27 protein-coding genes are annotated in these 23,753 nt (G+C 71.9%); 21 read left to right on the top strand and 6 right to left on the bottom strand.

What is annotated here, in order from left to right:
* The first annotated feature begins 208 nt into the window (after positions 1 to 208).
* The 6 genes from AB0M92_RS28520 to AB0M92_RS28495 all read left to right on the top strand — a co-directional run bounded on the left by AB0M92_RS28520 (position 209) and on the right by AB0M92_RS28495 (position 6,488).
* Positions 209 to 532, top strand: a complete 324-nt coding sequence (locus AB0M92_RS28520; RefSeq protein WP_008740406.1) for an integration host factor — start codon at positions 209 to 211, stop codon at positions 530 to 532.
* 61 nt (positions 533 to 593) lie between these two features.
* Positions 594 to 1,157 carry a guanylate kinase gene (gene gmk, locus AB0M92_RS28515; protein ID WP_366105169.1) on the top strand — a complete coding sequence of 188 codons (564 nt, stop codon included), beginning with the start codon at positions 594 to 596 and terminating at the stop codon, positions 1,155 to 1,157.
* Positions 1,158 to 1,220: 63 nt separating this feature from the next.
* Entirely contained in the window at positions 1,221 to 1,493 is a 273-nt protein-coding gene (gene rpoZ / locus AB0M92_RS28510) for a DNA-directed RNA polymerase subunit omega (RefSeq protein WP_004948662.1), read from the top strand.
* 100 nt (positions 1,494 to 1,593) lie between these two features.
* The gene (gene coaBC / locus AB0M92_RS28505; protein WP_366105168.1) at positions 1,594 to 2,823 is read left to right on the top strand and encodes a bifunctional phosphopantothenoylcysteine decarboxylase/phosphopantothenate--cysteine ligase CoaBC; all 1,230 of its coding nucleotides are present in this window, start codon (positions 1,594 to 1,596) and stop codon (positions 2,821 to 2,823) included.
* Between the two features lie 197 nt (positions 2,824 to 3,020).
* Positions 3,021 to 4,229, top strand: coding sequence for a methionine adenosyltransferase (gene metK, locus AB0M92_RS28500; RefSeq protein ID WP_030873691.1), 1,209 nt, complete (start codon positions 3,021 to 3,023; stop codon positions 4,227 to 4,229).
* A 138-nt stretch (positions 4,230 to 4,367) separates the two neighbouring features.
* The gene (locus AB0M92_RS28495) at positions 4,368 to 6,488 is read left to right on the top strand and encodes a primosomal protein N' (protein ID WP_366105167.1); all 2,121 of its coding nucleotides are present in this window, start codon (positions 4,368 to 4,370) and stop codon (positions 6,486 to 6,488) included.
* Positions 6,489 to 6,623: 135 nt separating this feature from the next.
* Here AB0M92_RS28495 and AB0M92_RS28490 read toward each other — a convergent pair whose 3' ends face one another.
* Entirely contained in the window at positions 6,624 to 7,145 is a 522-nt protein-coding gene (locus tag AB0M92_RS28490; RefSeq protein WP_366105166.1) for a hypothetical protein, read from the bottom strand.
* 320 nt (positions 7,146 to 7,465) lie between these two features.
* On the opposite strand from AB0M92_RS28490, the gene fmt reads away from it, so the two are divergent.
* The 7 genes from fmt (at position 7,466) to AB0M92_RS28455 (ending at position 13,159) form a co-directional block, all read left to right on the top strand.
* Positions 7,466 to 8,410: a methionyl-tRNA formyltransferase gene (fmt, locus tag AB0M92_RS28485; RefSeq protein ID WP_366105165.1), complete on the top strand. Its 945-nt coding sequence runs from the start codon at positions 7,466 to 7,468 to the stop codon at positions 8,408 to 8,410.
* 59 nt (positions 8,411 to 8,469) lie between these two features.
* A complete protein-coding gene (locus AB0M92_RS28480) occupies positions 8,470 to 9,930 on the top strand; it encodes a transcription antitermination factor NusB (protein ID WP_366105164.1) in 1,461 nt (486 codons plus the stop codon).
* Positions 9,931 to 10,075: 145 nt separating this feature from the next.
* Positions 10,076 to 10,762: a ribulose-phosphate 3-epimerase gene (gene rpe, locus AB0M92_RS28475; RefSeq protein WP_030157487.1), complete on the top strand. Its 687-nt coding sequence runs from the start codon at positions 10,076 to 10,078 to the stop codon at positions 10,760 to 10,762.
* A gap of 124 nt (positions 10,763 to 10,886) precedes the next feature.
* Complete coding sequence (locus AB0M92_RS28470; protein ID WP_366105182.1) at positions 10,887 to 11,900, top strand: sugar-binding domain-containing protein; 1,014 nt, start codon at positions 10,887 to 10,889, stop codon at positions 11,898 to 11,900.
* A 146-nt stretch (positions 11,901 to 12,046) separates the two neighbouring features.
* Entirely contained in the window at positions 12,047 to 12,268 is a 222-nt protein-coding gene (locus tag AB0M92_RS28465) for a CarD family transcriptional regulator (protein ID WP_030157491.1), read from the top strand.
* A gap of 85 nt (positions 12,269 to 12,353) precedes the next feature.
* Positions 12,354 to 12,788, top strand: coding sequence for a ribonuclease domain-containing protein (locus AB0M92_RS28460; RefSeq protein WP_366105163.1), 435 nt, complete (start codon positions 12,354 to 12,356; stop codon positions 12,786 to 12,788).
* Complete coding sequence (locus AB0M92_RS28455; protein ID WP_366105162.1) at positions 12,785 to 13,159, top strand: barstar family protein; 375 nt, start codon at positions 12,785 to 12,787, stop codon at positions 13,157 to 13,159. The genes AB0M92_RS28460 and AB0M92_RS28455 overlap by 4 nt, the downstream gene beginning before the upstream one ends.
* Positions 13,160 to 13,446: 287 nt before the next feature.
* On the opposite strand, the gene AB0M92_RS28450 is transcribed toward AB0M92_RS28455, so the two are convergent.
* The 5 genes from AB0M92_RS28450 to AB0M92_RS28430 form a co-directional block, all read right to left on the bottom strand.
* Positions 13,447 to 13,926, bottom strand: coding sequence for a group II truncated hemoglobin (locus AB0M92_RS28450; protein WP_366105161.1), 480 nt, complete (start codon positions 13,924 to 13,926; stop codon positions 13,447 to 13,449).
* Positions 13,923 to 14,258: an antibiotic biosynthesis monooxygenase family protein gene (locus AB0M92_RS28445; RefSeq protein ID WP_030157498.1), complete on the bottom strand. Its 336-nt coding sequence runs from the start codon at positions 14,256 to 14,258 to the stop codon at positions 13,923 to 13,925. The genes AB0M92_RS28450 and AB0M92_RS28445 overlap by 4 nt, the downstream gene beginning before the upstream one ends.
* Before the next feature lie 83 nt (positions 14,259 to 14,341).
* The gene (locus AB0M92_RS28440; protein WP_366105160.1) at positions 14,342 to 14,860 is read right to left on the bottom strand and encodes a hypothetical protein; all 519 of its coding nucleotides are present in this window, start codon (positions 14,858 to 14,860) and stop codon (positions 14,342 to 14,344) included.
* Positions 14,861 to 14,915: 55 nt separating this feature from the next.
* Positions 14,916 to 16,649: an FAD-dependent oxidoreductase gene (locus tag AB0M92_RS28435; RefSeq protein ID WP_366105159.1), complete on the bottom strand. Its 1,734-nt coding sequence runs from the start codon at positions 16,647 to 16,649 to the stop codon at positions 14,916 to 14,918.
* Positions 16,646 to 16,918, bottom strand: a complete 273-nt coding sequence (locus AB0M92_RS28430; RefSeq protein WP_366105158.1) for a UBP-type zinc finger domain-containing protein — start codon at positions 16,916 to 16,918, stop codon at positions 16,646 to 16,648. Before AB0M92_RS28430 ends, AB0M92_RS28435 begins: the two co-directional genes overlap by 4 nt.
* Before the next feature lie 267 nt (positions 16,919 to 17,185).
* Between AB0M92_RS28430 and AB0M92_RS28425 the strand changes: the two genes are divergently transcribed.
* The 8 genes from AB0M92_RS28425 (at position 17,186) to AB0M92_RS28390 (ending at position 23,752) form a co-directional block, all read left to right on the top strand.
* Positions 17,186 to 18,010, top strand: a complete 825-nt coding sequence (locus AB0M92_RS28425; RefSeq protein WP_366105157.1) for a type 1 glutamine amidotransferase domain-containing protein — start codon at positions 17,186 to 17,188, stop codon at positions 18,008 to 18,010.
* Positions 18,011 to 18,018: 8 nt separating this feature from the next.
* Positions 18,019 to 19,662, top strand: coding sequence for a thiamine pyrophosphate-binding protein (locus AB0M92_RS28420; protein WP_366105156.1), 1,644 nt, complete (start codon positions 18,019 to 18,021; stop codon positions 19,660 to 19,662).
* A gap of 107 nt (positions 19,663 to 19,769) precedes the next feature.
* Positions 19,770 to 20,201: a nuclear transport factor 2 family protein gene (locus AB0M92_RS28415; RefSeq protein ID WP_366105155.1), complete on the top strand. Its 432-nt coding sequence runs from the start codon at positions 19,770 to 19,772 to the stop codon at positions 20,199 to 20,201.
* A gap of 34 nt (positions 20,202 to 20,235) precedes the next feature.
* Positions 20,236 to 20,691 carry a nuclear transport factor 2 family protein gene (locus AB0M92_RS28410; RefSeq protein ID WP_366105154.1) on the top strand — a complete coding sequence of 152 codons (456 nt, stop codon included), beginning with the start codon at positions 20,236 to 20,238 and terminating at the stop codon, positions 20,689 to 20,691.
* Positions 20,692 to 20,704: 13 nt separating this feature from the next.
* Positions 20,705 to 21,076 (top strand): nuclear transport factor 2 family protein, encoded by a 372-nt coding sequence (locus tag AB0M92_RS28405; protein WP_366105153.1) that lies wholly within the window; start codon positions 20,705 to 20,707, stop codon positions 21,074 to 21,076.
* 12 nt (positions 21,077 to 21,088) lie between these two features.
* On the top strand, positions 21,089 to 22,702 hold the full coding sequence (locus tag AB0M92_RS28400; protein WP_366105152.1) for a GMC oxidoreductase: 1,614 nt from the start codon (positions 21,089 to 21,091) through the stop codon (positions 22,700 to 22,702).
* Positions 22,695 to 23,306 carry a DJ-1/PfpI family protein gene (locus AB0M92_RS28395; protein WP_366105151.1) on the top strand — a complete coding sequence of 204 codons (612 nt, stop codon included), beginning with the start codon at positions 22,695 to 22,697 and terminating at the stop codon, positions 23,304 to 23,306. Before AB0M92_RS28400 ends, AB0M92_RS28395 begins: the two co-directional genes overlap by 8 nt.
* Positions 23,306 to 23,752 carry a VOC family protein gene (locus AB0M92_RS28390; protein WP_366105149.1) on the top strand — a complete coding sequence of 149 codons (447 nt, stop codon included), beginning with the start codon at positions 23,306 to 23,308 and terminating at the stop codon, positions 23,750 to 23,752. The genes AB0M92_RS28395 and AB0M92_RS28390 overlap by 1 nt, the downstream gene beginning before the upstream one ends.
* Position 23,753 lies beyond the last annotated feature (1 nt).

The raw sequence follows: 23,753 nt of genomic DNA, 5'->3' as shown, positions 1-23,753 counted from the left end.
TATTTTGTCCGTGATGTACGGTTCGGTGGAGGCTGACCAGGACTTTTCGTCCGTTCTCGCTGACTGGAGCGGTCATGGCCGCTAGTCTCCGATCAGAGTGACGAGCAGCGAACGAGTTCCACCGCTGTTCGGGCATTCGCCTGGTGTGGTGCCCTGGGGCTCCCCACTGGTCCGTATCCGACAGTTCGACATCCGAGGTGACGTAGGCGTGGCTCTTCCGCCCCTTACCCCTGAACAGCGCGCAGCCGCGCTCGAAAAGGCCGCCGCGGCTCGCCGGGAGCGGGCCGAGGTGAAGAATCGACTCAAGCACTCCGGCGCCTCGCTCCAAGAGGTCATCAAGACCGGCCAGGAGAACGACGTCATCGGCAAGATGAAGGTCTCCGCCTTGCTGGAGTCCCTGCCTGGCGTGGGCAAGGTCCGCGCCAAGCAGATCATGGAGCGCCTCGGCATCTCCGAGTCCCGGCGTGTCCGAGGTCTCGGTTCCAACCAGATCGCGTCTCTGGAGCGTGAGTTCGGCACTCCTGCCGGCTGACGCGTTGCCTGAAGTTCTCCCGGCGTTCTCAGGCAGTCCCGAGAAGCTGGATAATCGCTCTATGGCAGCAGAGGTTCGTCCGCGGCTGACCGTGCTCTCCGGCCCCTCGGGGGTCGGCAAGAGCACGGTCGTCGCGCATATGCGCAAAGTCCACCCCGAGGTATGGCTCTCGGTGTCGGCCACCACCCGCAAGCCGCGGCCCGGTGAGCGACACGGAGTCCACTACTTCTTCGTCAACGACGACGAGTTCGACAAGCTGATCGCCAACGGCGAGCTGCTGGAGTGGGCCGAGTTCGCGGGCAACCGCTACGGCACACCGCGCGGCGCGGTGGCGGAACGACTGGAGAACGGCGAGCCCGTTCTCCTGGAGATCGACCTCCAAGGCGCGCGGCTCGTCCGCGAGTCCATGCCGGAGGCCCAGCTCGTCTTCCTCGCACCGCCGAGCTGGGACGAGCTGGTCCGCCGGCTCACCGGCCGCGGCACCGAATCACCGGAGGTCATCCAGCGCAGGCTGGAGTCCGCCAAGGTCGAACTGGCTGCCGAGTCCGAGTTCGACACCACCCTGGTCAACACCTCCGTCGAGGACGTGGCGCGCGAGCTGCTAGCCTTGATGGAAGTTGTCTGATCGTTGATCGATGTTCATTTCGGTCAATGCTTGATCATTCACCCATTCTTCGGAAGGTAGAGCGTGTCCTCTTCCATCACTGCGCCCGAGGGCATCATCAACCCGCCGATCGACGAGCTGCTTGAGGCCACGGACTCGAAGTACAGCCTCGTGATCTACGCGGCCAAGCGCGCGCGTCAGATCAACGCGTACTACTCGCAGCTCGGTGAGGGCCTGCTTGAGTACGTCGGCCCGCTGGTGGACACCCACGTCCACGAGAAGCCGCTTTCGATCGCGCTGCGCGAGATCAACGCGGGTCTGCTGACCTCCGAGGCCATCGAGGCCCCGGCCCAGTAAGGCACCGAGAATTCCTTTCACCACAGGCCCGGCAGAACATCTGCCGGGCCTGTGGTGTGTCATAGACACGTACGACGATCAGCGAGAGAGGGCGTGTGTGGTGGGTAAGCCGAAGGTCGTGCTCGGAGTCAGCGGCGGGATCGCCGCCTACAAGGCGTGCGAGCTGCTGCGCCGGCTCACCGAGTCCGGGCACGAGGTACGGGTCGTCCCCACGGCGGCGTCCCTGAACTTCGTGGGCGAGGCCACCTGGGCCGCCCTCTCCGGCAACCCGGCGGGGACCGAGGTCTGGGAGACCGTCCACGAGGTCCCGCACGTCCGCATCGGACAGGGCGCCGACCTCGTCGTGGTCGCCCCCGCCACCGCCGACATGCTCGCCAAGGCCGCCCACGGCCTCGCCGACGACCTGCTCACGAACACGCTGCTCACCGCGCGCTGCCCGGTGGTGTTCGCCCCCGCGATGCACACCGAGATGTGGGAGCACCCCGCCACCCGGGAGAACGTGGCGACGCTGCGCCGCCGCGGGGCCGTCGTCATCGAGCCCGCCGTGGGCCGGCTCACCGGCAAGGACACCGGCAAGGGGAGGCTGCCCGACCCCGAGGAGATCTTCGAGGTGTGCCGCCACGTCCTGAGGAGGTCGGGCACGGCGCACGGCGCGGCCGGGCCCGACCTGGCCGGCCGGCACGTGGTGATCAGTGCCGGCGGTACGCGGGAGCCCCTCGACCCGGTCCGCTTCCTCGGCAACCGCTCCTCCGGCAAGCAGGGCTACGCGCTGGCCCGTACGGCCGTCGCCCGCGGGGCCCGCGTCACCCTCGTGGCGGCCAACACCGCGCTGGCCGACCCGGCCGGGGTGGACGTCGTACGGGTCGGGACGGCCGTACAGCTGCGCGAGGCCGTGCTCAAGGCGGCGGCGGACGCCGACGCCGTGGTGATGGCCGCTGCCGTGGCCGACTTCCGGCCCGCGGAGTACGCCAGCGGCAAGATCAAGAAAAAAGACGGGCAGGATCCGGCCCCCGTGGCGCTCGTCCGCAACCCCGACGTCCTCGCCGAGATCTCGGCCGAGCGTGCCAGGGAAGGCCAGGTCGTGGTCGGTTTCGCCGCCGAAACGGACGACGTGCTCGCGAACGGCCGGGCCAAATTGCTCCGCAAGGGGTGTGATCTTCTCGTCGTGAACGAGGTCGGCGAAGCCAAGACCTTCGGTTCCGAGGAGAACGAGGCGGTCATCCTGGCGTCCGACGGGAAGGAAACCCCGGTTCCCTACGGTCCCAAGGAAGCGCTGGCCGAGGTGATCTGGGACCAGATCGCCCCGCGACTCGCCCCCCGACGCGCCTGAGCGACGGCCCTTCTCGTAGCGGATTCCATGAGCCAGAATGGAGTGCCGCAGGTCACATGGCTCCCATTGGGCGAGACAGGTGGTCCGGCAAACGGTGGCGACCGATAAACTGCACACTCGGAACGTGATCGGGCGCAGCCCCCGGTGTGGTTCCGCCAAATGATCAGCCAGCAGCCGCTGCAACCCCAGGGAGCGTTGTGTCCCGTCGCCTGTTCACCTCGGAGTCCGTCACCGAGGGTCACCCCGACAAGATCGCTGACCAGATCAGCGACACGATCCTCGACGCACTTCTCACCGAGGACCCGACCTCGCGTGTGGCCGTGGAGACCCTCATCACCACCGGTCTCGTCCACATCGCCGGTGAGGTGACGACGAAGGCGTACGCGCCGATCGCTCAGCTCGTCCGCGACAAGATCCTTGAGATCGGCTACGACTCCTCGAAGAAGGGCTTCGACGGCGCCTCCTGCGGCGTGTCGGTGTCCATCGGCGCGCAGTCCCCGGACATCGCGCAGGGCGTCGACACCGCGTACGAGAAGCGGGTCGAGGGCGACGAGGACGAGCTCGACAAGCAGGGCGCCGGCGACCAGGGCCTGATGTTCGGCTACGCGTGCGACGAGACCCCCGAGCTCATGCCGCTCCCGATCCACATCGCGCACCGGCTCTCGCGCCGCCTGTCCGAGGTCCGCAAGAACGGGACCATCCCGTACCTGCGCCCCGACGGCAAGACCCAGGTCACCATCGAGTACGACGGCGACAAGGCCGTCCGCCTCGACACCGTCGTCGTGTCCTCGCAGCACGCCTCGGACATCGACCTGGACTCGCTGCTCGCCCCGGACATCCGCGAGTTCGTCGTCGAGCACGTGCTGGCCCAGCTCGTCGAGGACGGCATCAAGCTCGACACCGAGGGCTACCGCCTGCTGGTCAACCCGACCGGCCGCTTCGAGATCGGCGGCCCGATGGGCGACGCCGGCCTCACCGGCCGCAAGATCATCATCGACACCTACGGCGGCATGGCCCGCCACGGTGGCGGCGCCTTCTCGGGCAAGGACCCGTCCAAGGTCGACCGCTCCGCCGCGTACGCCATGCGCTGGGTCGCCAAGAACGTGGTCGCCGCCGGCCTCGCCTCGCGCTGCGAGGTCCAGGTCGCGTACGCCATCGGCAAGGCCGAGCCCGTCGGCCTCTTCGTCGAGACCTTCGGCACCGCCAAGGTGGAGGTCCAGAAGATCGAGGACGCGATCGGCCAGGTCTTCGACCTCCGCCCGGCCGCGATCATCCGCGACCTCGACCTGCTGCGCCCGATCTACGCCCAGACCGCCGCGTACGGCCACTTCGGCCGCGAGCTGCCGGACTTCACCTGGGAGCGCACGGACCGCGTGGACGCACTGCGCGCGGCCGCCGGCCTGTAGGCACACCCCGCCCCGCGGCGGGCACGTACGGCCCCGGACCTGCGCAGGTCCGGGGCCGTACTGCGTCGATCGCCCGCCGCCGCCCGCCTCGATCCCGGGAGGGCGCCCGCTGTCGGTGCCGTTTGTAAGAATGCTGCTGTGAGCAGCGACGACGGCGAGAGCGAAACCGGGGCGGCGGGCCCGCCGGAGCAGCTCGCGCTGATGCGGGAGATGGTCGCCGCGGCGAAGGCCAAGGCCCCCAAGGCCAAGCCGCGCACCTGGCGCGGGGCCGCCGTCGCCGAGGAACTGCCCGTGGCCCGCGTCCTCGTCAACAAGGGCGTGCTCCACCTCGACCGCCTCTTCGACTACGCCGTCCCCGCCGAGCTCTCCGAGACCGCCCGCCCCGGCGTCCGCGTCCGGGTCCGGTTCGGAGCCGGCGGCCACCGCGTCCACGGCGGACGCCGCGAGGGCGGCGGCCTCATCGACGGGTTCATCGTCGAGCGGCGCGCCGAGTCCGACTACGACGGAGCCCTCGCCGCCCTCGCCCAGGTCGTCTCGCCCGAGGTCGTCCTCGGCCCGTCCGTGCTCGCCCTCGCCCGGGCCGTCGCCGACCGGTACGCCGGCAGCCTGGCCGACGTGCTCCAACTCGCCCTGCCCGCGCGCAGCGCCCGCGCCGAGGCCAAGCCCTCGCCCGAGCCGCTGCCGCCGCCCGCCGCGCCCGAACCGGGCGGCTGGGCGCGCTACGGCGCGGGCCCCGCCTTCCTGCGGGCGCTGGCCACCGGCGCCGCCCCGCGGGCCGTGTGGACCGCGCTGCCCGGCCCCGGCTGGGCCGACGAGCTGGCCCGGGCCATGGCCGCCACCCTCGCCTCCGGGCGCGGCGCCCTCGCCGTCGTCCCCGACGGGCGCTCCGCCGCCCGGGTCGACGCCGCGCTCACCGCCCTGCTCGGCGAAGGCCGGCACGCGCTGCTCACCGCCGAGTCCGGCCCCGAGAAGCGCTACCGCCAGTGGCTCGCCGTGAGCCGGGGCTCGGTGCGCGCCGTCGTCGGCACCCGGGCCGCGATGTTCGCGCCCGTACGGGAGCTCGGGCTGGTCGCCATCTGGGACGACGGCGACTCCAGCCACAGCGAGGACCGCGCCCCCTTCCCCCACGTCCGCGAGGTACTGGAACTGCGCGCGGTCAGCGACGGCTGCGGATTCCTCGCCGGGAGCACCGGCTGCACCGTCGAAGCCGCCCAGCTCGTCGAATCGGGCTGGGCGCGGGCGCTCGTCGCCGACCGCGAGACGGTACGGGCCTGCGCGCCCCGGATCCGGACCGTGGGCGACGAGCTCTTGGCCCGGGACGAGGCGGCCCGCGCCGCCCGGCTGCCCAGCCTGGCCTGGGAGACCGTACGGGAGGGGCTGAAGACCGGGCCGGTGCTCGTCCAGGTGCCGCGGCGCGGTTACGCGCCGCGGCTGGCGTGCGAGCGCTGCCGCGCCCCCGCCCGCTGCAAGGTCTGCGCGGGGCCGTTGGAGGCCCCCGACGCGCGGGACCTGCACTGCGGCTGGTGCGGCCGGCAGGAGAGCGCCTGGCACTGCGAGGAGTGCGGCTCGTTCCGGCTGCGCGCCCAGGTGGTGGGCGCCCGGCGGACCGCCGAGGAGCTCGGGCGGGCCTTCCCCGCCGTGCCCGTACGGACTTCCGGGCGCGACCACATCCTGGACGAGGTGCCGGACCGGCCCGCGCTGGTGGTGTGCACCCCGGGGGCCGAGCCGGTCGCCGCGGGCGCCGGTTACGCGGCGGCGCTGCTGCTGGACGGCTGGGCGATGCTGACCCGGCCCGACCTGCGGGCCGGGGAGGACGCGCTGCGCCGGTGGATCGCGGCCGCCTCGCTGGTCCGGGGGGAGGGGCAGGTCGTCGTGGTCGCGGAGCCGACGCTGCGGCCGGTCCAGGCACTGGTGCGGTGGGATCCGGTGGGCCATGCCGTACGGGAGCTCGCGGAGCGGGCCCAGCTCGGGTTTCCGCCGGTGTCGCGGATGGCGGCCGTGGCCGGCCGGGGCGAGGCGGTGGAGGCCTTCCTGGCCGGAGCCGGGCTGCCGCCGGACGCGGAGGTGCTGGGTCCGGTCCCGGTGCCGGGGCGGCGCGGGGAGCCCTCGCCGGGGGACCGGGCCCTGGTCCGCGTCCCGCCGGGCAGCGGGGCGGCGCTGGCGGCCGCCCTGAAGTCGGCCCAGGCGGCGCGGCTGGCCCGCGGGGTCCCGGCGTCGGAGGCGGTCCGGGTGCGCATCGACCCGCCGGACATCGGCTGAGCCCGCGGGGCGCAGCCGAACGCCCCCGGCGGGGACGGCCACGGGGGTCGTCCCCGCCGGGGGCGGGGCGGGGCGGGTCACGGCGTCGCGACGGCCGGCCGTCGGAGAGTCGGCGTCCCGGCGGCCGGCGGCGGATCAGCCGTTGCGGGGGCCCGGGAAGGCGGCCGCGGCGCGGGGCGCGGCCGCGGCCTGGGACTCCTCGCGCAGCGGCTGCGGCGGCACCGAGCGGGCGGCCGGCACCGTGGGCAGCGGCCCGAGGGTCCGCGTGGTCGTCCCCTCGGCCAGCGGCTCCGCGGACTCCGCGGCCTGGGCGCGCCGGGCACCGTACCGCCGGTGCACGGCCTGCTTGGTGACACCGAGTGCGGAACCCACGGCGTCCCACGAGAAGCCGAGCGAGCGGTCGAAGTCCACCGCGGCGGTCACCAGCGTCTCGACACTGTCCCGCAGCTCCTGCGCGAGACGGACGGTGGGCGCGGGGGCCCGGCCGTAGACGACGAAGCCCGTGGAGGGACCTGAGCGGCGCGGGCGGTACACGTTGCCGAGCTGGGCGGTGAGCGTACGCAGAGCATCCACCTGCCGGCGAACCCGCTCGATGTCCCGCACCAGGAGATGCAGGCTGGCCCGTGCTTGGGCGTCGTGGGTGGCGTGGTCGGCCATGAAGAAGCCTCTCGAACCGGTGCTGAAGAGCGGATCGGGCCGCAGACACCGATCTCATCGCGCGGCCCGGTTTCGGTCAATCTCTTTTGACCAACGCGCCAAACGGCATTGAAGTCACGCACCGGGGGCGTGTCGGCATATGCGAGAGGCGCGTGTGTGTGCGTACGCCCCCTGGCGGGGCGTACGGAGCCGCTCGGCGCCCGCCGGGGGGCTCCGACGGAGGGCTGCCGGGCCCCGTCCACCGGCCCGGGCGGCCCGAACGACACCGGGAACATAGACTGGTGCGCTGCTGACAGCCGAGATAGCGAGGTAGGACCCCAGTGAAGCTCGTCTTCGCAGGCACCCCCGAGGTCGCCGTGCCCGCCCTGGACGCCCTCATCGCCTCCGGGAGGCACGAGGTCGCGGCCGTCATCACCCGCCCCGACGCACCGGCCGGCCGCGGCCGCCGGCTCGTGGCCAGCCCGGTCGCCGAGCGCGCCGAAGAGGCCGGCATCGAGGTCCTCAAGCCCGTCCGGCCCCGCGACCCCGACTTCCAGGCCCGGCTGCGCGAGATCGGCCCGGACTGCTGCCCGGTCGTCGCGTACGGCGCGCTGATCCCCAAGAGCGCCCTGGAGATCCCCCGTCACGGCTGGATCAACCTCCACTTCTCGCTGCTGCCCGCATGGCGCGGGGCCGCCCCCGTCCAGCAGTCGATCATGGCGGGCGACCAGGTCACCGGCGCCTCCACCTTCCTCATCGAGGAGGGACTGGACACCGGACCCGTCTACGGGCACCTGACCGAGGAGATCCGCCCCACCGACACCAGCGGCGACCTGCTGACCCGCCTCGCCTTCGCCGGCTCCGGCCTGCTGGCCGCCACCATGGACGGCGTCGAGGACGGCACGCTGCGCGCCGTCGGGCAGCCCGCCGACGGCGTCTCGCTCGCCCCCAAGATCACCGTCGAGGACGCCCGGATCGACTGGAACGCCCCCGCGATGCGCGCCGACCGCGTGGTGCGCGGCTGCACGCCCGCCCCCGGCGCGTGGACCGTCTTCCGCGGGGAGCGGCTCAAGCTCATCTCCGTCGGCCTGGTCGCCGACCGCACGGACCTGGCGCCCGGCGAACTCGCCGCGGCCAAGAACAACGTGTACGTCGGCACCGGCTCGCACGCCGTGGAGCTGCTCTGGGTGCAGCCCCAGGGCAAGAAGCCGATGCGCGGCGCCGACTGGGCACGCGGGGTGCGGATCGCTCCCGGTGAGCGCGTCGGCGGCGCCGACGTAGGCTGATCCGTACCGGCACACCTCGGCCGCATTTCGTACACCCGTAAACCCGGAGCACCTTTCACGTGAGCGATCAGTCCCGTACCCCGCGCAGCGCCGCAGGCCAGCGGCAGGCCAAGCCGTACCGCCGCCCCAAGAAGGACCCCGTCAGGATGCTGGCCTTCGAGGCGCTGCGGGCGGTGGACGAGCGCGACGCCTACGCGAACCTCGTCCTGCCCCCGCTGCTGCGCAAGGCCCGCCAGACGGAGGGCTTCGAGGCGCGGGACGCGGCGCTGGCCACCGAGCTCGTCTACGGGACGCTGCGCCGCCAGGGCACGTACGACGCGGTCATCAAGGCCTGCATCGACCGGCCGCTGCGGGAGGTGGACCCGCCGGTGCTGGACGTGCTCTCGCTCGGCGCCCACCAGCTGCTGGGGACCCGGATCCCGACGCACGCCGCGGTGTCGGCCAGTGTGGAGCTGGCCCGGGTGGTGCTCGGGGACGGGCGCGCCAAGTTCGTGAACGCCGTGCTGCGCAAGATCGCCGCACACGATCTGGACGGCTGGCTGGAGCGCGTGGCCCCGCCGTACGAGGAGGACGCCGAGGAGCACCTCGCGGTGTACCACTCGCACCCGAGGTGGGTCGTCAGCGCGCTGTGGGACGCCCTCGGCGGAGGCCGGGCCGGTATCGAGGACCTGCTCGAAGCCGACAACGAGCGGCCCGAGGTCACGCTGGTGGCGCGGCCCGGCCGGTCCACCACGGACGAGCTGGTGGAGGCGCTCGGCGAGGACTCGGCCCTGCCGGGGCGCTGGTCGCCGTACGCCGTGCGGATGGCCGAGGGCGGCGAGCCCGGCGCGCTGGAGGCGGTGCGCGACGGGCGCGCCGGCGTCCAGGACGAGGGCAGCCAGCTGGTGGCGATGGCCCTCGCGGCCGCGCCGGTCGAGGGCAGCGACGAGCGCTGGCTGGACGGCTGCGCGGGGCCCGGCGGCAAGGCGGCCCTGCTGGGGGCGCTCGCGGCGCAGCGCGGCGCGTTCCTGCTGGCCTCCGAGAAGCAGCCGCACCGGGCGCGGCTCGTCGAGCGCGCCCTGGCCGGCAACCCCGGTCCTTACCAGGTCATCGCGGCGGACGGCACCCGGCCGCCGTGGCGGCCGGGCTCCTTCGACCGGGTCCTGATGGACGTCCCCTGCTCCGGTCTGGGCGCGCTGCGCCGCCGCCCGGAGGCCAGGTGGCGGCGGCGCCCCGAGGACCTGGAGGGCTTCGCCCCGCTCCAGCGCGCGCTGCTGCGGGAGGCCCTGTCGGCGGTCCGGGTGGGCGGGGTCGTGGGCTACGCGACGTGCTCGCCGCACCTGGCCGAGACCCGGGTCGTCGTGGACGACGTCCTGCGCGGCCGGGGCGCGGGCGCCTCGCCGGTGGACGCCGAGCTGATCGACGCCAGGCCGTACATGGGGGGCGTCCCGGCCCTGGGCGACGGCCCGGACGTACAGCTGTGGCCGCACCTGCACGGGACGGACGCGATGTACCTGGCGCTGATCCGGCGCACGGGGTAGTCCGGGGGCCGGGACTCGGGGGCGCGGCGGGCGCGGCGCCCCCGCGGCCACGGGACGGGCGCGGCCACGGGACGGCGCGGCGGGGCCGGCGGTCCAGTTGCGGGGTCGTGGCCGGAAGTGCGTCACGGCATGGCAGGCTTGGGGCATGGCCGCTCAGATTTATCCCAGCATCCTGTCCGCCGACTTCGCCCGACTCGCCGAGGAGGCGAAGGCCGTCGAGGGGGCCGACTGGCTGCATGTCGATGTCATGGACAACCATTTCGTCCCGAACCTCACCCTCGGTGTGCCCGTCGTGGAGTCCCTGAGCCGCGCCACGGACATCCCGCTGGACCTGCACCTGATGATCGAGAACCCGGACCGCTGGGCCCCGCAGTACGTCGAGGCCGGCGCCGGATCGGTCACCTTCCACGCCGAGGCCGCCGCCGCGCCCGTGCGCCTCGCGCGCGAGATCCGGGCCAAGGGGGCGCGTGCCTCCATGGCGCTCAAGCCCGCCACGCCGATCGAGCAGTACGAGGACATCCTCCCCGAGCTCGACATGCTGCTGATCATGACGGTCGAGCCCGGCTTCGGCGGCCAGCCCTTCCTCGACATCATGCTCCCCAAGATCCGCCGTACCCGGGAGCTCATCGCCAAGCACGGACTGGAGCTGTGGCTCCAGGTCGACGGCGGGGTCTCGGCCACGACGATCGAGCGCTGCGCCGAGGCCGGCGCGGACGTGTTCGTCGCCGGGAGCGCGGTCTACGGGGCCGTCGACCCGGCCGCGGCCGTACGTACCCTGCGGGAGCAGGCGGACGTCGCGATCGCCGCGGCGCCCTGGGCTTGCGACCACTGAAACGAGAGTTGATGGACGGCTCGGTGAACGGGAGCTGTCCAGGCTGATCAACGGCCGCCGGATCTGACAGGATGAACGGCGAGTCGAGAGTGTGAACAGCAGTGAGGAGAACGCGGTGTCTGCAATGTCGGCGGGACGGTCAGCCCTGCGGATGGGACCCGCGGAGCTGGTGCAGGCGGCGGCCATGGCGCGCCGCTTCTACCTGGAGGGCAAGTCCAAGATCCAGATCGCCGAGGAGTTCGGCGTGAGCCGCTTCAAGGTGGCCCGGGTCCTGGAGACCGCCCTTGAGCGCGACCTCGTACGGATCGAGATCAGGGTGCCGGCCGAGCTCGACGCGGAGCGGTCCGACGCGCTGCGGGCGCGGTACGGACTCCGGCACGCGGTGGTCGTCGAGTCGCCGGCCGACGCGACCGAGGACGCGCCGGACCCGGAGAACCTGGGCGCGGTCGCCGCCGACCTGCTCGGGGAGCTCGTCAACGAGGGCGACGTCCTGGGCCTCGCGTGGGGGCGGTCGACCATCCACATGGCCGCCTCCCTGCACCGGCTGCCCCAGTGCACCGTGGTGCAGCTGACGGGCGTGTACGACGCCGGTACGGCCGAGCGCGGGTCCGTGGAGGCCGTACGGCGCGCCGCCCAGGTCTCGGGCGGCGACGCCCACCCCATCTACGCGCCGATGCTGCTCCCCGATCCGGCGACCGCGGCCGCGCTGCGGAACCAGACGGGGATCGCCCGGGCCTTCGAGTACTTCGACAAGGTGACGGTCGCCGCGGTCTCGATCGGCTCGTGGGAGCCGGGGATCTCGACCGTCCACGACATGCTCACGGACGAGGAGCGCGCGCACTACGCCTCGCTCGGTGTCGCGGCCGAGATGTCCGCCCATCTGTTCGACGCCGAGGGGCGGCGCGTGGGCCGGGACCTCGGTGAACGCTGCATCACCGTCGAGGCGGACCGGCTGCGGCGGATTCCCGAGGTCGTGGCCATCGCGGGCGGGCTGCGCAAGGCGTCCGCGATCGGGGCGGTGCTCCGGTCCGGGCTGGTGACCAGCCTGGTCACCGACACGGCGGTCGCGGACTACCTGCTCACCGAGTCCGAGCCGGGGCTCCGGTCGGCGCTGGAGCGCGCCGACCCGGACGACTGAGTCCTCCCGGGCCGATCGCGGCCCCTTCGCGACACCCCTCGGCCCCGCCCTGCCCGGGCCCGGCACGGGTCCTGGGGCGGATGGTGCCGTAATTGAGATCCGAACGGCGGCCCGTGCGGGGGGCTGCGGGGCGCATACTGGTCTCAATGACAAAGTCAGCAGTACCTCGCCGCCATTTGCCGTCCAGCCCGTTCAAGGCCCCCGTGGAACCGCCGCTCCGGCAGTTCAGCGTCGGCGACCGGGTCTCTCACGATGAGCACGGCCTCGGCCGTGTCGTCGGTATCGAGGAGGGGATCGCTGTCCTGGTCGACTTCGGATCGGTCCAGAAGAGAATTCTGAGTCCTTACACCAAGATGTCCGCGCTCTGAGGCCGTCGCCGTCCGGTTGCCGTCACCAGGTGGTCGGGCGGGCGGGCGATTCGCGAGCGAATCGGATATTTGGCACGATCGGTGCATGATCTTCAGGGACGTGCCCCGGTCGTTGCTGCGTTGCGTCGTGGGGGCGTTGTTCCTTTGCGTCGCGCTGGCCGGCGTGGCGGGGTGTGGTGGGCAGAGCCCTGCGCCGTCCGCTGCCGCGTCGGCTTCCGTGCCGCCGCCCGTTTGGGCCAAGGGGATGGCGACCGTACGGGCGGATGCGCTGCCGACGCAGGCGCGTGACGTGCTCGCGCTCATCGACAAGGGCGGGCCGTACGCGTACCGGCAGGACGGCACCGTGTTCGGGAACTTCGAGAAGGTCCTGCCGAAGCAAAAGCGCGGTTACTACCACGAGTTCACGGTGAAGACGCCGGGGGAGCGCGACCGCGGGGCGCGGCGGATCGTGACCGGTGAGGGTGGGGAGTTCTACTACACGGACGACCACTACGACACCTTCAAGGCGGTCCTGCGATGACCCTGGATCCGCGGCCGCCCGGGCCGGCGCTGGCCGCCGCCGAGGAGGCGGGCTGGACGACGCTCCGGGTGGACCTGGCCGGTGTGCGCGGCAAGGCGGAGCTCTTGCGGCGGTGGGGTGCGGCGTTGTCCGTGCCGGCGTGGTTCGGGGGGAACTGGGACGCGCTCGGGGACGCGCTGATCGACTTGTCCTGGTTGCCGCAGGCGCCGGGGCGGTTGGTGGTGGTGACGTCCTGGCGGTCGTACGCGCAGGCCCGGCCGGGGGACTGGGAGACGTTGCAGGAGGTCGTGGAAGGGGCCGTCCGGTGGTGGCGCGACGCCGACAGCGGTGCGCTGGACGTCCTCCTGGCGCAGGCTCCGCCCACCGGGTGAGGGTGCTCCGCCGGGGGCGCCCCGGCGGAGAGCTGCGGGGCGGGCCGGACGCGGGTGTGGGGCAGAGGTCCCGCCTCTGCCCCACGGGGCTCCGGCCGGCCGCCGGGGGCCTAGGGGGTGTCCGCGAAGTCCCGCCTGTCCCGCGGCGCCCGGCACGCGCTCTCGCCGCACCGGGCGAAATCCCGAGTACGTCCAGTACACGGGCTTCCGCCCGGCCCGCCGAGAGCACGCACCGGCACGCCGCGGGCCCGCCCTGCGGGCGGACGACGCCACTTTGCGGACACCCCCTAGCCCTTCGGGATCCACGGGGGCGTTTGGCCCCAGGACCAGACCGGGATCTTGGCCGCGTCCACCGGTGGGGGCTTGGGACCCGAGTAGATCAGGGCCATGCGGGTGCCCCACTCGATGTAGTACGCGAACACCGCGCGGAATTCGGGGTCCGCCGGGAGGCCGACCTCGTCCGCCGTGTCCATCAGCAGGTCCACCCACCGGCGGCGCTGCTGCTCGGTGATGCCCCGGCCCAGGTGCTTGGTGGCCATGTGCTGGTGGCCGCCGTGGTGGGCCGTGTACTGCGCCGGGCCGCCGAAGACCTCCGACAGCCAGACGGCGACGTGCCGGGGGTGCTCCGCGTCCATGCCCGCGAAGACCGGGGCCAGGATCTCGTCCTGCAGGGCGTGCGCGTAGAAGGCGTCCGTGAGGCGGTTCATCGCCTCCGCTCCGCCCATCCACTCGTAGATGGTGGGAGTGGTGCCGGGTGTGGTGCTCATGACTGGGGTGCGGCCTTTCCGGGGCCGGCCACGTCGGTGACGCGGTAGTGCTGCATCTCCTCGATGGCCTTCACGTACGGGCGGATCGCGCTGAAGAACGCCGGGAAGTGCTCGCCCTTGCGGAATCCGTTGAGATGGGCGTCGACCGACGTCCAGCGGATGCGGAGGATGTAGCGCTCCCGGTCGTTCTCCTCCTCGCAGCGGGCCAGCTCGTAGTCGATGCACTCGGGTGACGCGGCCAGGGCCTCCGCGGCCTGCCGGTACGAGTCCTCGAAGGCCTGCTGGTCGTCCAATGCGATCCGGTAGCGGATGTATTCGACGGTGGTGGTCATGGGGCGTGCCTCTCCCTGTGATCGGGTGCCGGTCGGCTCGCTGTCAGACTTGCGTGATCATGCCCGGGTGGGGAGGACTTTCGTCATTCCGGCTCAGACTTCTTGGAGTCGGAGGCCTCGGACGTGTCCGAGACGTCGGGGCCGGCCGCGCGGACCCGCTGGACCTCGGCCAGCGAGTCGCGGAGCTCGGTGAGCCACTCGTCCGTGTTGCGTCCGACGAGACGGACGCACCAGGCGAGGGCGTCGGCCCGGCTGCGGGCGACGCCGCCCGCCACCAGGGTGTCGAGGACCCCCCGCTCCGGCTGGCGCAGCCGCGTCATCACCGGGACCGCCAGGTGCGTGAACAGGACGCGGTCGTCGCCGGACTGGACGGCCCAGGCGACCTTGCGGCGGTAGAGCTCCTCGGCCTCCCGCGCGACCTCGATGCGCTGCTCGCGGGTGCGCTCGCGGAACTCCTTGACGGACTCGGTCGCCGGGATGGTGCCGACGACCGTGATCTCCTCGCGGTCGACCGAGACGTCGACCAGGGACTCGTACACGTCCACCGGAAGGCGGTCCGCGAACCACGTGCGAAGCTGCTCGCTCTGCTCGGATGTAATCATGTAATTAACGTTGCATCCGGTGCCGGCTTGATCGCAAGCGGATTCGTGTTCGCTCTCAGCCCATCGAGCGGTACCGGTGGATCAGCGAGACCGCCATCGCGCCCTCGCCCACGCCCGAGGCCACGCGCTTGACCGAGTGGGCCCGTACGTCGCCGGCCGCGAACACCCCGGGGACACTGGTCTCCAGCGGGTACGGGGCGCGCTCCAGGCTCCACTCCGCCGGGAGTTCCCCGCCGTTCGCGATCAGGTCGGACCCGGTCAGCACGAAGCCGTACTCGTCGCGCTCGACCACGCCCGAGAGCCAGTCGGTGTGCGGGCGGGCGCCGATGAAGGTGAACATGAACCGGGCCGGGACCTGCGTGTCCGCGCCCGTCGTCGCGTCGTGCAGGGTCAGCTGCTCCAGGTGCTCCTCGCCGTCCAGCCGGACCACCGTCGTGCGGACCTTGACCTCGATGTTCGGGGTGCGGTCGATCTCGTCGATCAGGTAGCGGGACATGCTCGCGTCCAGCGATTCGGCGCGCACCAGGATGGTCACCTTGGCGGCGTACTTGGCGAAGTGCACTGCCGCCTGGCCGGCCGAGTTGGCGCCGCCCACGATGAACACGTGCTGCGAGATGCACGCCGAGCTCTCCGTCGTCGCCGCGCCGTAGTAGAGCCCCGCGCCCTCGAAGCGGTCCGCGCCGGGGGCCTCCAGGCGGTTGTACGAGACCCCGGTGGCCAGCAGCACCGTCTCGGCGCTGATCTCCGTGCCGTCGGCCAGGGTCAGGATCTTCGCCGGGTCGTCCCGGGTCAGCGAGACCACCTCCACCGGGTGCAGGATCTCGGCGCCGAAGCGGGAGGCCTGGATGGTGGCGCGGCGGGTCAGGTCCCCGCCGGAGAGGCCGGACGGGAAGCCCAGGTAGTTCTCGATCAGGCTGGAGGTGCCGGCCTGGCCGCCCGGGGCGCGGGAGTCCAGCATCAGGGTGGAGAGGCCCTCCGAGGCGGAGTAGACGCCGGCCGCCAGGCCCGCCGGGCCCGCGCCGACGATGACGCACTCGTAGTGCGGGCGCGAGGCGGTGGTGGCCAGCCCGAGGCGCTGGGCCAGCACGGTGTCGGACGGCGCGGAGAGCACCGCCCCGTCCGGGAAGCGGACGAGGGGGAGCACCGCGTCGGGCTGGGCGGCGATCAGGGTCAGCGCCTCGGGATCCCGTTCCACGTTCAGAAAGCGGAACGGCTGGCCGTTGCGGGTGAAGAAGTCCCGGACGGCGTGCGTGCCGGGGGAGACGAGGTGCCCGGCGACGATGATGCCGTCGTACGCGGGGCGGTAGGTGGCCAGCCAGTCGGACAGCAGGTCGTCCAGGACCGGGAAGAGCCGCTCGTGCGGCGGGTCCCACGGCTTGAGCAGGTAGTAGTCCAGCCGGACCCGGTTGATGGCGGTGATCGCCGCATCGGTCTCCGCGTACGCCGTGAGCAGCACGCGGCGGGCGTCCGGGAAGCGGCTGACGGCCTCCAGCAGGAACTCCACGCCGGTCACGTCGGGCATCCGCTGGTCCACGAGGAACAGCGCCGGGTCGTGGCCGCGCTCGTCGAGGGAGTCCAGGATCTTGAGGGCGTCGGCGGCGGAGGAGGCGCCGAGCACCCGGTAGCGGTCGCCGTACGCGCTGCGCAGGTCGCGGCGGACGGCCCGCAGCACCTGCGGATCGTCGTCCACGGCCAGGATGACGGGCTTCCTGCTCTCGGCCCGCTCTGCCGCGGCCCCGCTCGCGGGGGTGGTCGCGGGGGCGGTGGCGCTCTCGGGGGCCGCGCTCATGCCGCGTCCAGCATCAGCTTGTCGGCGTAGCACCAGGCCCACGCCTCGCCGGGCTCGTGCGAGGCCGCGATGGGGTGCTCCGTGGAGCGGTAGTGCTTGGTGGCGTGCCGGTTCTTGGAGGAGTCGCAGCATCCGACGTGCCCGCAGCTGAGGCACATCCTCAGGTGCACCCAGCTGTCGCCGAGGGCGAGGCACTCCTCGCAGCCCTCGGTGCCTGGTTTCACCGGACGTATCTGATCGATGTGTGTGCACAACAGGTCCGTCGTCATCGTCCCCGTCCCTCTCCTCGATCCTTCGCGCACCCGTGATTCACGGCGCGTCCAGACCATAGGGCGGTGCCCCCGTAATGGTTCAGTGATTCGGCCGAGGTCATGAAGTCTCGCGGCTACTTCATGACCTCCCGGAGCGACTACCTGAAGTGCCCCTGCGACCTGCCCTCCTACCTCACCAAGTCGCATACGGGCGCTTTGACGCAGCCCTCGGACACAAGCAGTGTGGGTCACGCCAACGACAACAGGCGGCGCCTGGAGGAATCCGTGAGCAGAAAGATTCTGGTCATTGTCTCCGAACACGGTTACTGGGCCGAAGAACTGATAGGCCCGGTTTCGAAGTTCGACGAGCGGGGCTACGAAGTCGTATTCGCCACGCCGACCGGAAAGCGTCCGCACGCTCTTCCGCCGAGCCTCGACGCGAACTTCATCGACCCTCCACTGGGACGCTCGGTCACCACCGAGGAGAACGCCCGGCTGGGGCGGGAGTTCGAGCAGTCGAGCCGGCTGGACACGCCGCTCGACATCGAGGCGTGGGCGCCCGAGCGCCCGTACACGAGCGACGAGGGCTACCTGCGCAAGCTGGAGCGGTACCACCGCGATCTGGAGAAGCTGGAAGCCGACATCGCCGGCTACGACGCGCTCCTGATCGTCGGCGGCAGCGGTCCCATCGTCGACCTCGCCAACAACGAGCGCGTCCACGCGCTGATCCTGGCCTTCAAGAACGCCGGCAAGGTCGTGGCCGCCGAGTGCTACGGCGTGGCCTGCCTGGCCTTCGCCCGCGACTGGGGCGACCGCAAGAGCATCATCTGGGGCAAGCACGTGACCGGTCACTGCAAGGAGTACGACTACAAGGACGGCACCGGATTCCTCGGTACCGACTTCAACATGGGTCCGCCGCCGTACCCGCTGGAATACATCCTGCGCGATGCCACCGGGCCGCGCGGCGCGTACCACGGGAATTTCGGTCACCCGCTTTCGGTGATCGTCGACTACCCGTTCGTGACCGGCCGTTCCACCCCCGATTCATATCTGACGGGGCAGAAGATCGTGGAAGTCCTGGAGGACGGTCTCACCCGTTACGGGTGGTAGGGGGAATCATGAAAGCCACTCCCGGACGGGAAAGGCTGATCGAGCAGTTCAAGGCCGACGGCCTGAATGTGATGTTCGGAAATCCGGGGACGGTGGAACAGGGATTCCTCGACGCGGTCGACGCGGCGGAGGACTTCCATTACGTCCTCGCCCTCCAGGAGACCGTGGCCGCCGGCATCGCCGACGGTTATGCCCGGGCCACCGGCGGCGCGGCCCTGCTCCAGCTGCACTCCGGGGTGGGGCTGGGCAACGGCATCGGGATGATGTACCAGTCGCTGCGCGGCCACACCCCGCTCGTCGTGGTCGCCGGCGACGCCGGGGTCCGCTACGACGCCATGGACGCGCAGATGGCGTCCGACCTGGTGGCGATGGCGAAGCCCGTGACGAAGTACGCGACCCGGGTGACCGACCGGCACTCCGTACTGCGCACCGTCCGGCGGGCGGTCAAGATCGCCTTGACCCCGCCGCGCGGTCCGGTGTTCGTGGCGCTGCCGATGGACGTACTGGACGAGCTGAACTCCGAGCCCGTCCTGCCCGCCGCGGTACCGCTCACCGACGTGGCGCCCTCGCCGGCCTCGGTGGGGCGGGCGGCCGAGCTGCTCGCCTCCGCGGAGCGGCCCGTGATCCTCGTCGGGGACGGGGTCTCGCTCTCCGGGGCCCAGCGCGAACTCGTCGCCGTCGCCGAGCTGCTGGGCGCCGACGTGTACGAGGTGGACTCCTCCGAGGTGAACATCGCGGCCTCGCACCCGCTGCGGCGAGGCCAGAGCGGCCACATGTTCGGCCCGCACAGCAAGGAGCTCGTCGCCGGCGCCGACGGGGTGCTGATCGTCGGCACCTACGTCTTCCCGGAGGTGTTCCCCGAGCTGGAGAACCCCTTCCGGGCCGGTGCCAAGGTCGTCCACATCGACCTGAACGCCTACGAGATCGCCAAGAACCATCCGGTGGACCTGGGACTGGCCGCCGACCCGAAGCAGGCGCTGCGCGCGCTGGCCGGCGTACTGGACCGCCGGCTGAGCCCGCAGCGGCGGGCGGCCGCGGCCTCCCGGCTCGACGCCCGCACCCGGGAGCGGGCGCTGGCAGCCAGGGGCGGGGACAGCGAGCGGGACGGGACGCCGATGGCCGTCTTCCTGCGGACCCTGGCCGAGCGCACCGGCGGGGACCTGATCGTCTTCGACGAGGCGCTGACCACCTCGCCGCTGGTCACCCGGTACCTGCCGGCGGAGCGCCCGGGCGACTACCACCTCACCCGGGGCGGCTCCCTCGGCGTGGGCTTCCCGGGGGCGGTCGGCGCCAAGCTGGCCCGCCCGGACCGCCTGGTCGTCGGCTTCGCGGGCGACGGCGGGTCGATGTACACGTACCAGGCGCTGTGGACCGCGGTCCGGCACGGCATCGACGCCAAGTTCGTGGTCTGCAACAACCGCAAGTACCGGCTGCTGGACGACAACATCGCCCAGTACTGGCGGGAGCGGGACATCCCGGAGCACGGCTTCCCGGGCTCCTTCGACCTCTCCCACCCCGAGATCGACTTCGCCGGGCTGGCGCGGGCGCTCGGCGCCGAGGGGATGCGGGTGGAGAAGCCGGACGAGGCGGTCGCCGCCGTGAGCCGGATGCTGGAGCACCCCGGACCGTTCCTGGTCGACGTACAGATCTGACACACGGCCGCACCGCACCGCCGCACCGCACCGCACCGCCACACGGCGCTGCACCGCACCGCCGCGACACATCGCACCGCACACCACCACGGACAGGAGGAGACCGCATGCCCGCCGAGCGGCTGACCGAGGACGCGATCCGCACCTTCGCGGAGAACTGGTACGTGGCCCTGGACCAGCACCTGCCGCCCGACCAGGTGCTGGCCATGATCACCGAGGACCTGGAGTTCAAGGTCCCCGAGGACACCTTCAACGGCCACGAGGGTTTCGGCCGCTGGTACGAGGCGGTCACGAACCGCTTCTTCGACGAGGTCCACACCGTCACGAAGGTGGAGCCCGTCATCGAGGGCGACCGCGCCGTCGTCCGGGTCCTGGTCAACTGGCAGGCCAAGATCTGGGACCCGCCGGCCGCCCGCAGCGAGTGGCTCGGCTTCGACGCCGACCAGACCTGGACGGTCGTGGCCGGTCCCGACGGACCGCTGATCAAGCAGTACACCGTCAACGACCTGGCCCCGATGCCCGGTTCCGGCTCGCTCTGAGCCCGGGAGCCGGGCAGGCGAAGGAGAAGCGACGATGACCGAAGTGACACGGGAGCGGGTCGAGGCGGCGTACGCCGCCCTCGGCTCCGGCGACCGGGCCCGCATCCTGGAGTACTACTCCGAGGACCTGCGCTGGCTGGTCCCGGGAAGCCACCCGCTGGCCGGCTGGTACGAGAGCCTGGACGCCTTCCTGGAGCTGATGGGGCAGACCCACAAGCTCACGGGCGGCACCTTCCGCATGGACATCCAGGCGGTCCTCGTCGGCGAGGACTGCAGCGCCGACGTCTGCCGCAACGTCGCCCTGCGCGACGGCGCCGACGAGGCCAGCCGGTCCCCGTACGAGCGGATGGACTACCCCGTCTTCCACTTCATGCGCTGGCGGGACGGACGGATCGTCGAGGGCCGCGACGGGCTCTTCGGGGACTCGGCGACCGCCTTCAGCCAGTTCTGGGCGCCGTTCGCGCCCGACGGAACCCGCCGCGACCGATAGGGGGAGGAGCGCCGTGGACGCACGACAGATCCTTGAGAAGTACTACGAATACGCCAACGCCGGTGACTGGGACCGCTGGTGCGACCTGTTCGCCGAGGACCAGGTCATGGACGAGCAGCTCGCCGGACACATCGAGGGCCTGGAGGTCCTGCGCTCGATGATGAAGGGCATGGGGACGATGTACCGCGTCTTCCGGAACACGCCCGTGCACTTCCTCGTCGACGGGGAGAAGGCCGCCGCCGTCTCCCACCTCAGCGCCGTCGGCGCCGCGGGCGAGGCGATCGAGGCCGAGGTCATGAACTTCTTCCGGATCGTGGACGGAAAGATCGCGTACATGGCGAACTACCACGACACCGTCCCCTTCCAGGTGCTGAGCCAGGGCTGAGGGGGCCGACTCGTGGGAAACGCCGAGAGAGAAGAGTACGACTACGTGATCGTGGGATCCGGCACCGCGGGCAGCGTCCTCGCGAACCGGCTCTCCGAGGACCCGGACGTCTCCGTCCTGGTCCTGGAGGCGGGCGGCAACCGCATCCCGCCCGAGGTGGACGACCCGTCCTCCTGGTACAAGCTGCTCGGCGGCCCCGTCGACTGGGGCTACACCAGCGTCCCGCAGCCCGGTCTCGACGGCCGCCGTACGTACGAACCGCGCGGCAAGGCCCCGGGCGGCAGCAGCAACCTGTACATCATGATGCACGTCCGGGGCCACGCCTCGGACTTCGACAACTGGGCCTACCAGGGCGCCGCCGGCTGGGGTCACGAGGACGTCCTGCCGTACTTCGCCCTGCTGGAGGGCCAGGAGGACGCCATCGCGCCCACCACCGGCACCCGCGGCCCGCAGCGCATCACCAACGCAGGGCGGCACGGCCCCAACCCGGTCTCCCGCGCCTTCATCGACGCGGCCGTCGAGCTCGGCCACCAGGAGATCGACGACTTCAACACCGACGGGCCGCGGCGCGGCCTCTTCGGCGCCGGCTGGCACCACATCGACGTGGCCGACGGACGCCGCCAGGGCACCCTCGCCGCTTACCTGGAGCCGGCGCTGGAGCGGTCCAACCTGACGCTGCGCACCGGCGCCCAGACCACCCGCCTGCTCTTCGACGGCGACACCTGCACGGGCGTCGAGTACACCCAGCTCGCACCGGCGGCCGAGTTCCCGGGCCGGACCGTGCGCGACGCGCACAGTACGGCCGCCGAGCCCGGACCCCATTCCGTACGGGCCCTCCGCGAGGTGATCGTGGCCGCCGGGGCGATCGAGTCGCCGAAGCTGCTGCTGCTGTCCGGCATCGGCAACCCCGAGCAGCTGCGCGAGCACGGCATCGGGACGGTCGCGGCGCTGCCCGGGGTCGGCGAGAACTTCCACAACCACGTACTGACCGGGCTGATGGCCGAGGTCACCCAGGAGCTCCCGCCCCCGGCGCAGAACCTGTCGGAGAGCGCCCTGTTCCTTTCCTCCCGGCCCGGTCTCCCCGCTCCCGACCTGCAGATCGCCTTCGTCCACGTGCCGTTCGACGTGATCGTCGGCAAGGACCACCCGAACACGGTGAGCATCCTCCCCGGTGTCGTACGCCCCGTCTCGCGCGGCTGGATCCGGCTCGCGAGCGCCGATCCGCTGGCCCACCCGCTGATCAACCCGAACTACCTGGGCGACCGGTGGGACCTGGAGCGGATGGTGCAGGGGATCAAGCTGGCCCGGGAGATCTTCGCGACCTCGGCCTTCTCGCCCTGGTACAAGCAGGAGCTCCAGCCCGGTCCCGGCTCCGTCTCGGACGAGGACCTGCGGACCTTCGCGAGGCAGAAGTCGGAGAGCTACCACCACCAGGCCGGCTCCTGCCGCATGGGCGTCGACGACCTCTCCGTCGTCGACCCCGAGCTGCGGGTGCACGGCGTACGCAACCTGCGCGTCGTCGACGCCAGCGTGATGCCCGCCGTCCCGTCGGGCAACTGCCACACCGCCATCGCGATGATCGCCGAGCGCGCGGCGGACTTCCTGAGGGGGACCTCCCGTGCCTGACGCCGTACTGCGCGAGGGCGCGCTGAGCGGGACCCGGATCGCGGTCCTGGTCGAGAGCGACTTCTACGAGCCCGAGATCTTCTACTACGGGCACCGGTTCGCCGAGGAGGGCGCCGAGGTCGACTTCCTGACCCGGCTGTGGGGCAACGGCTCCATCACCTTCTCCGGACACGAGTACCGGGCGCCGTTCACCGCCGACAAGTCCCTGGAGGGGCTGAGCGACGAGGAGCTGCGCCGGTACGCGGCGATCATCGTGCCCTCGGGCATGGTGGCCGACCGGCTGCGCTACACCGAGGACGTGGACGTACTGGCGCCGGCGACGGAGCTGCTGCGCCGGGCCTTCGAGGAGCCGACGGTCCTCAAGGGGATCATCTGCCACGGCATGTGGCTGGCCGCCTCGATCCCGGACAAGATCCGGGGCCGCAAGGTGGTCTGCCACAACAACCTCATCGGCGACGTCCGCAACATGGGCGCCGAGTACGTCAACGAGGACGTGGTGGTCGACGGTGACCTGGTCACCGGCCGCACCGGCGCCCACCACCACCTCTTCGCCCGCCGGATCATCGAGCTGATCGCGGCGGGGCGGGGCCGGGGGAGCGCCTGATGCCCGGCGCCGGGGAGCGCGCGATGGTCTGGTCGCACGTGGGCCTGAACTGCGCGGACCAGAAGACGACGGAGGACTTCTACACCCGGTACTTCGGCTTCACCCGGGCCCGGGTGGTCGACCTCGGCGAGGCCAAGATCGTGTTCCTGCGCAAGGGGGACGCGTACCTGGAGCTCTTCGCGGCGGACACCGGCCCGGCCGGGCCGGCCCAGGAGGACGGGCCGCGGGCCCCCGGCCGGATGCGCCACCTGGCCTTCCAGACCGACAGCGTGGACGCGTTCCTGGCAGAGCTGGGGGACGCGGCCGAAGTGACCCTGGGCCCGCTGGACTTCGACGACTTCATCTGCGGCTGGCGGACCGTGTGGGTCCGCGATCCCGACGGGGTGATCGTCGAGGTCAGTCAGGGATTCGAGGACGACCGCTCACACGACAAGGACGGTGCATGAC

Origin of the sequence: Streptomyces sp. NPDC051582 (assembly GCF_040681715.1) — a bacterium.
Taxonomy (GTDB): domain Bacteria; phylum Actinomycetota; class Actinomycetes; order Streptomycetales; family Streptomycetaceae; genus Streptomyces.
Note: the sequence above shows the minus strand (reverse complement) of the source record. Positions and strands in the feature narration are given on the sequence as shown.

Excerpts from the sequence above, each read along its gene's own strand:
- gmk (WP_366105169.1), top strand. The coding sequence starts at position 594 with ATGGCAGCAGAGGTTCGTCCGCGGCTGACCGTGCTCTCCGGCCCCTCG.
- AB0M92_RS28490 (WP_366105166.1), bottom strand. The coding sequence starts at position 7,145 with ATGGCCGACCACGCCACCCACGACGCCCAAGCACGGGCCAGCCTGCAT.
- rpe (WP_030157487.1), top strand. The coding sequence starts at position 10,076 with ATGGCCGCTCAGATTTATCCCAGCATCCTGTCCGCCGACTTCGCCCGA.
- AB0M92_RS28470 (WP_366105182.1), top strand. The coding sequence starts at position 10,887 with ATGTCGGCGGGACGGTCAGCCCTGCGGATGGGACCCGCGGAGCTGGTG.
- AB0M92_RS28465 (WP_030157491.1), top strand. The coding sequence starts at position 12,047 with ATGACAAAGTCAGCAGTACCTCGCCGCCATTTGCCGTCCAGCCCGTTC.
- AB0M92_RS28460 (WP_366105163.1), top strand. The coding sequence starts at position 12,354 with ATGATCTTCAGGGACGTGCCCCGGTCGTTGCTGCGTTGCGTCGTGGGG.
- AB0M92_RS28455 (WP_366105162.1), top strand. The coding sequence starts at position 12,785 with ATGACCCTGGATCCGCGGCCGCCCGGGCCGGCGCTGGCCGCCGCCGAG.
- AB0M92_RS28450 (WP_366105161.1), bottom strand. The coding sequence starts at position 13,926 with ATGAGCACCACACCCGGCACCACTCCCACCATCTACGAGTGGATGGGC.
- AB0M92_RS28445 (WP_030157498.1), bottom strand. The coding sequence starts at position 14,258 with ATGACCACCACCGTCGAATACATCCGCTACCGGATCGCATTGGACGAC.
- AB0M92_RS28440 (WP_366105160.1), bottom strand. The coding sequence starts at position 14,860 with ATGATTACATCCGAGCAGAGCGAGCAGCTTCGCACGTGGTTCGCGGAC.
- AB0M92_RS28435 (WP_366105159.1), bottom strand. The coding sequence starts at position 16,649 with ATGAGCGCGGCCCCCGAGAGCGCCACCGCCCCCGCGACCACCCCCGCG.
- AB0M92_RS28430 (WP_366105158.1), bottom strand. The coding sequence starts at position 16,918 with ATGACGACGGACCTGTTGTGCACACACATCGATCAGATACGTCCGGTG.
- AB0M92_RS28420 (WP_366105156.1), top strand. The coding sequence starts at position 18,019 with ATGAAAGCCACTCCCGGACGGGAAAGGCTGATCGAGCAGTTCAAGGCC.
- AB0M92_RS28415 (WP_366105155.1), top strand. The coding sequence starts at position 19,770 with ATGCCCGCCGAGCGGCTGACCGAGGACGCGATCCGCACCTTCGCGGAG.
- AB0M92_RS28410 (WP_366105154.1), top strand. The coding sequence starts at position 20,236 with ATGACCGAAGTGACACGGGAGCGGGTCGAGGCGGCGTACGCCGCCCTC.
- AB0M92_RS28390 (WP_366105149.1), top strand. The coding sequence starts at position 23,306 with ATGCCCGGCGCCGGGGAGCGCGCGATGGTCTGGTCGCACGTGGGCCTG.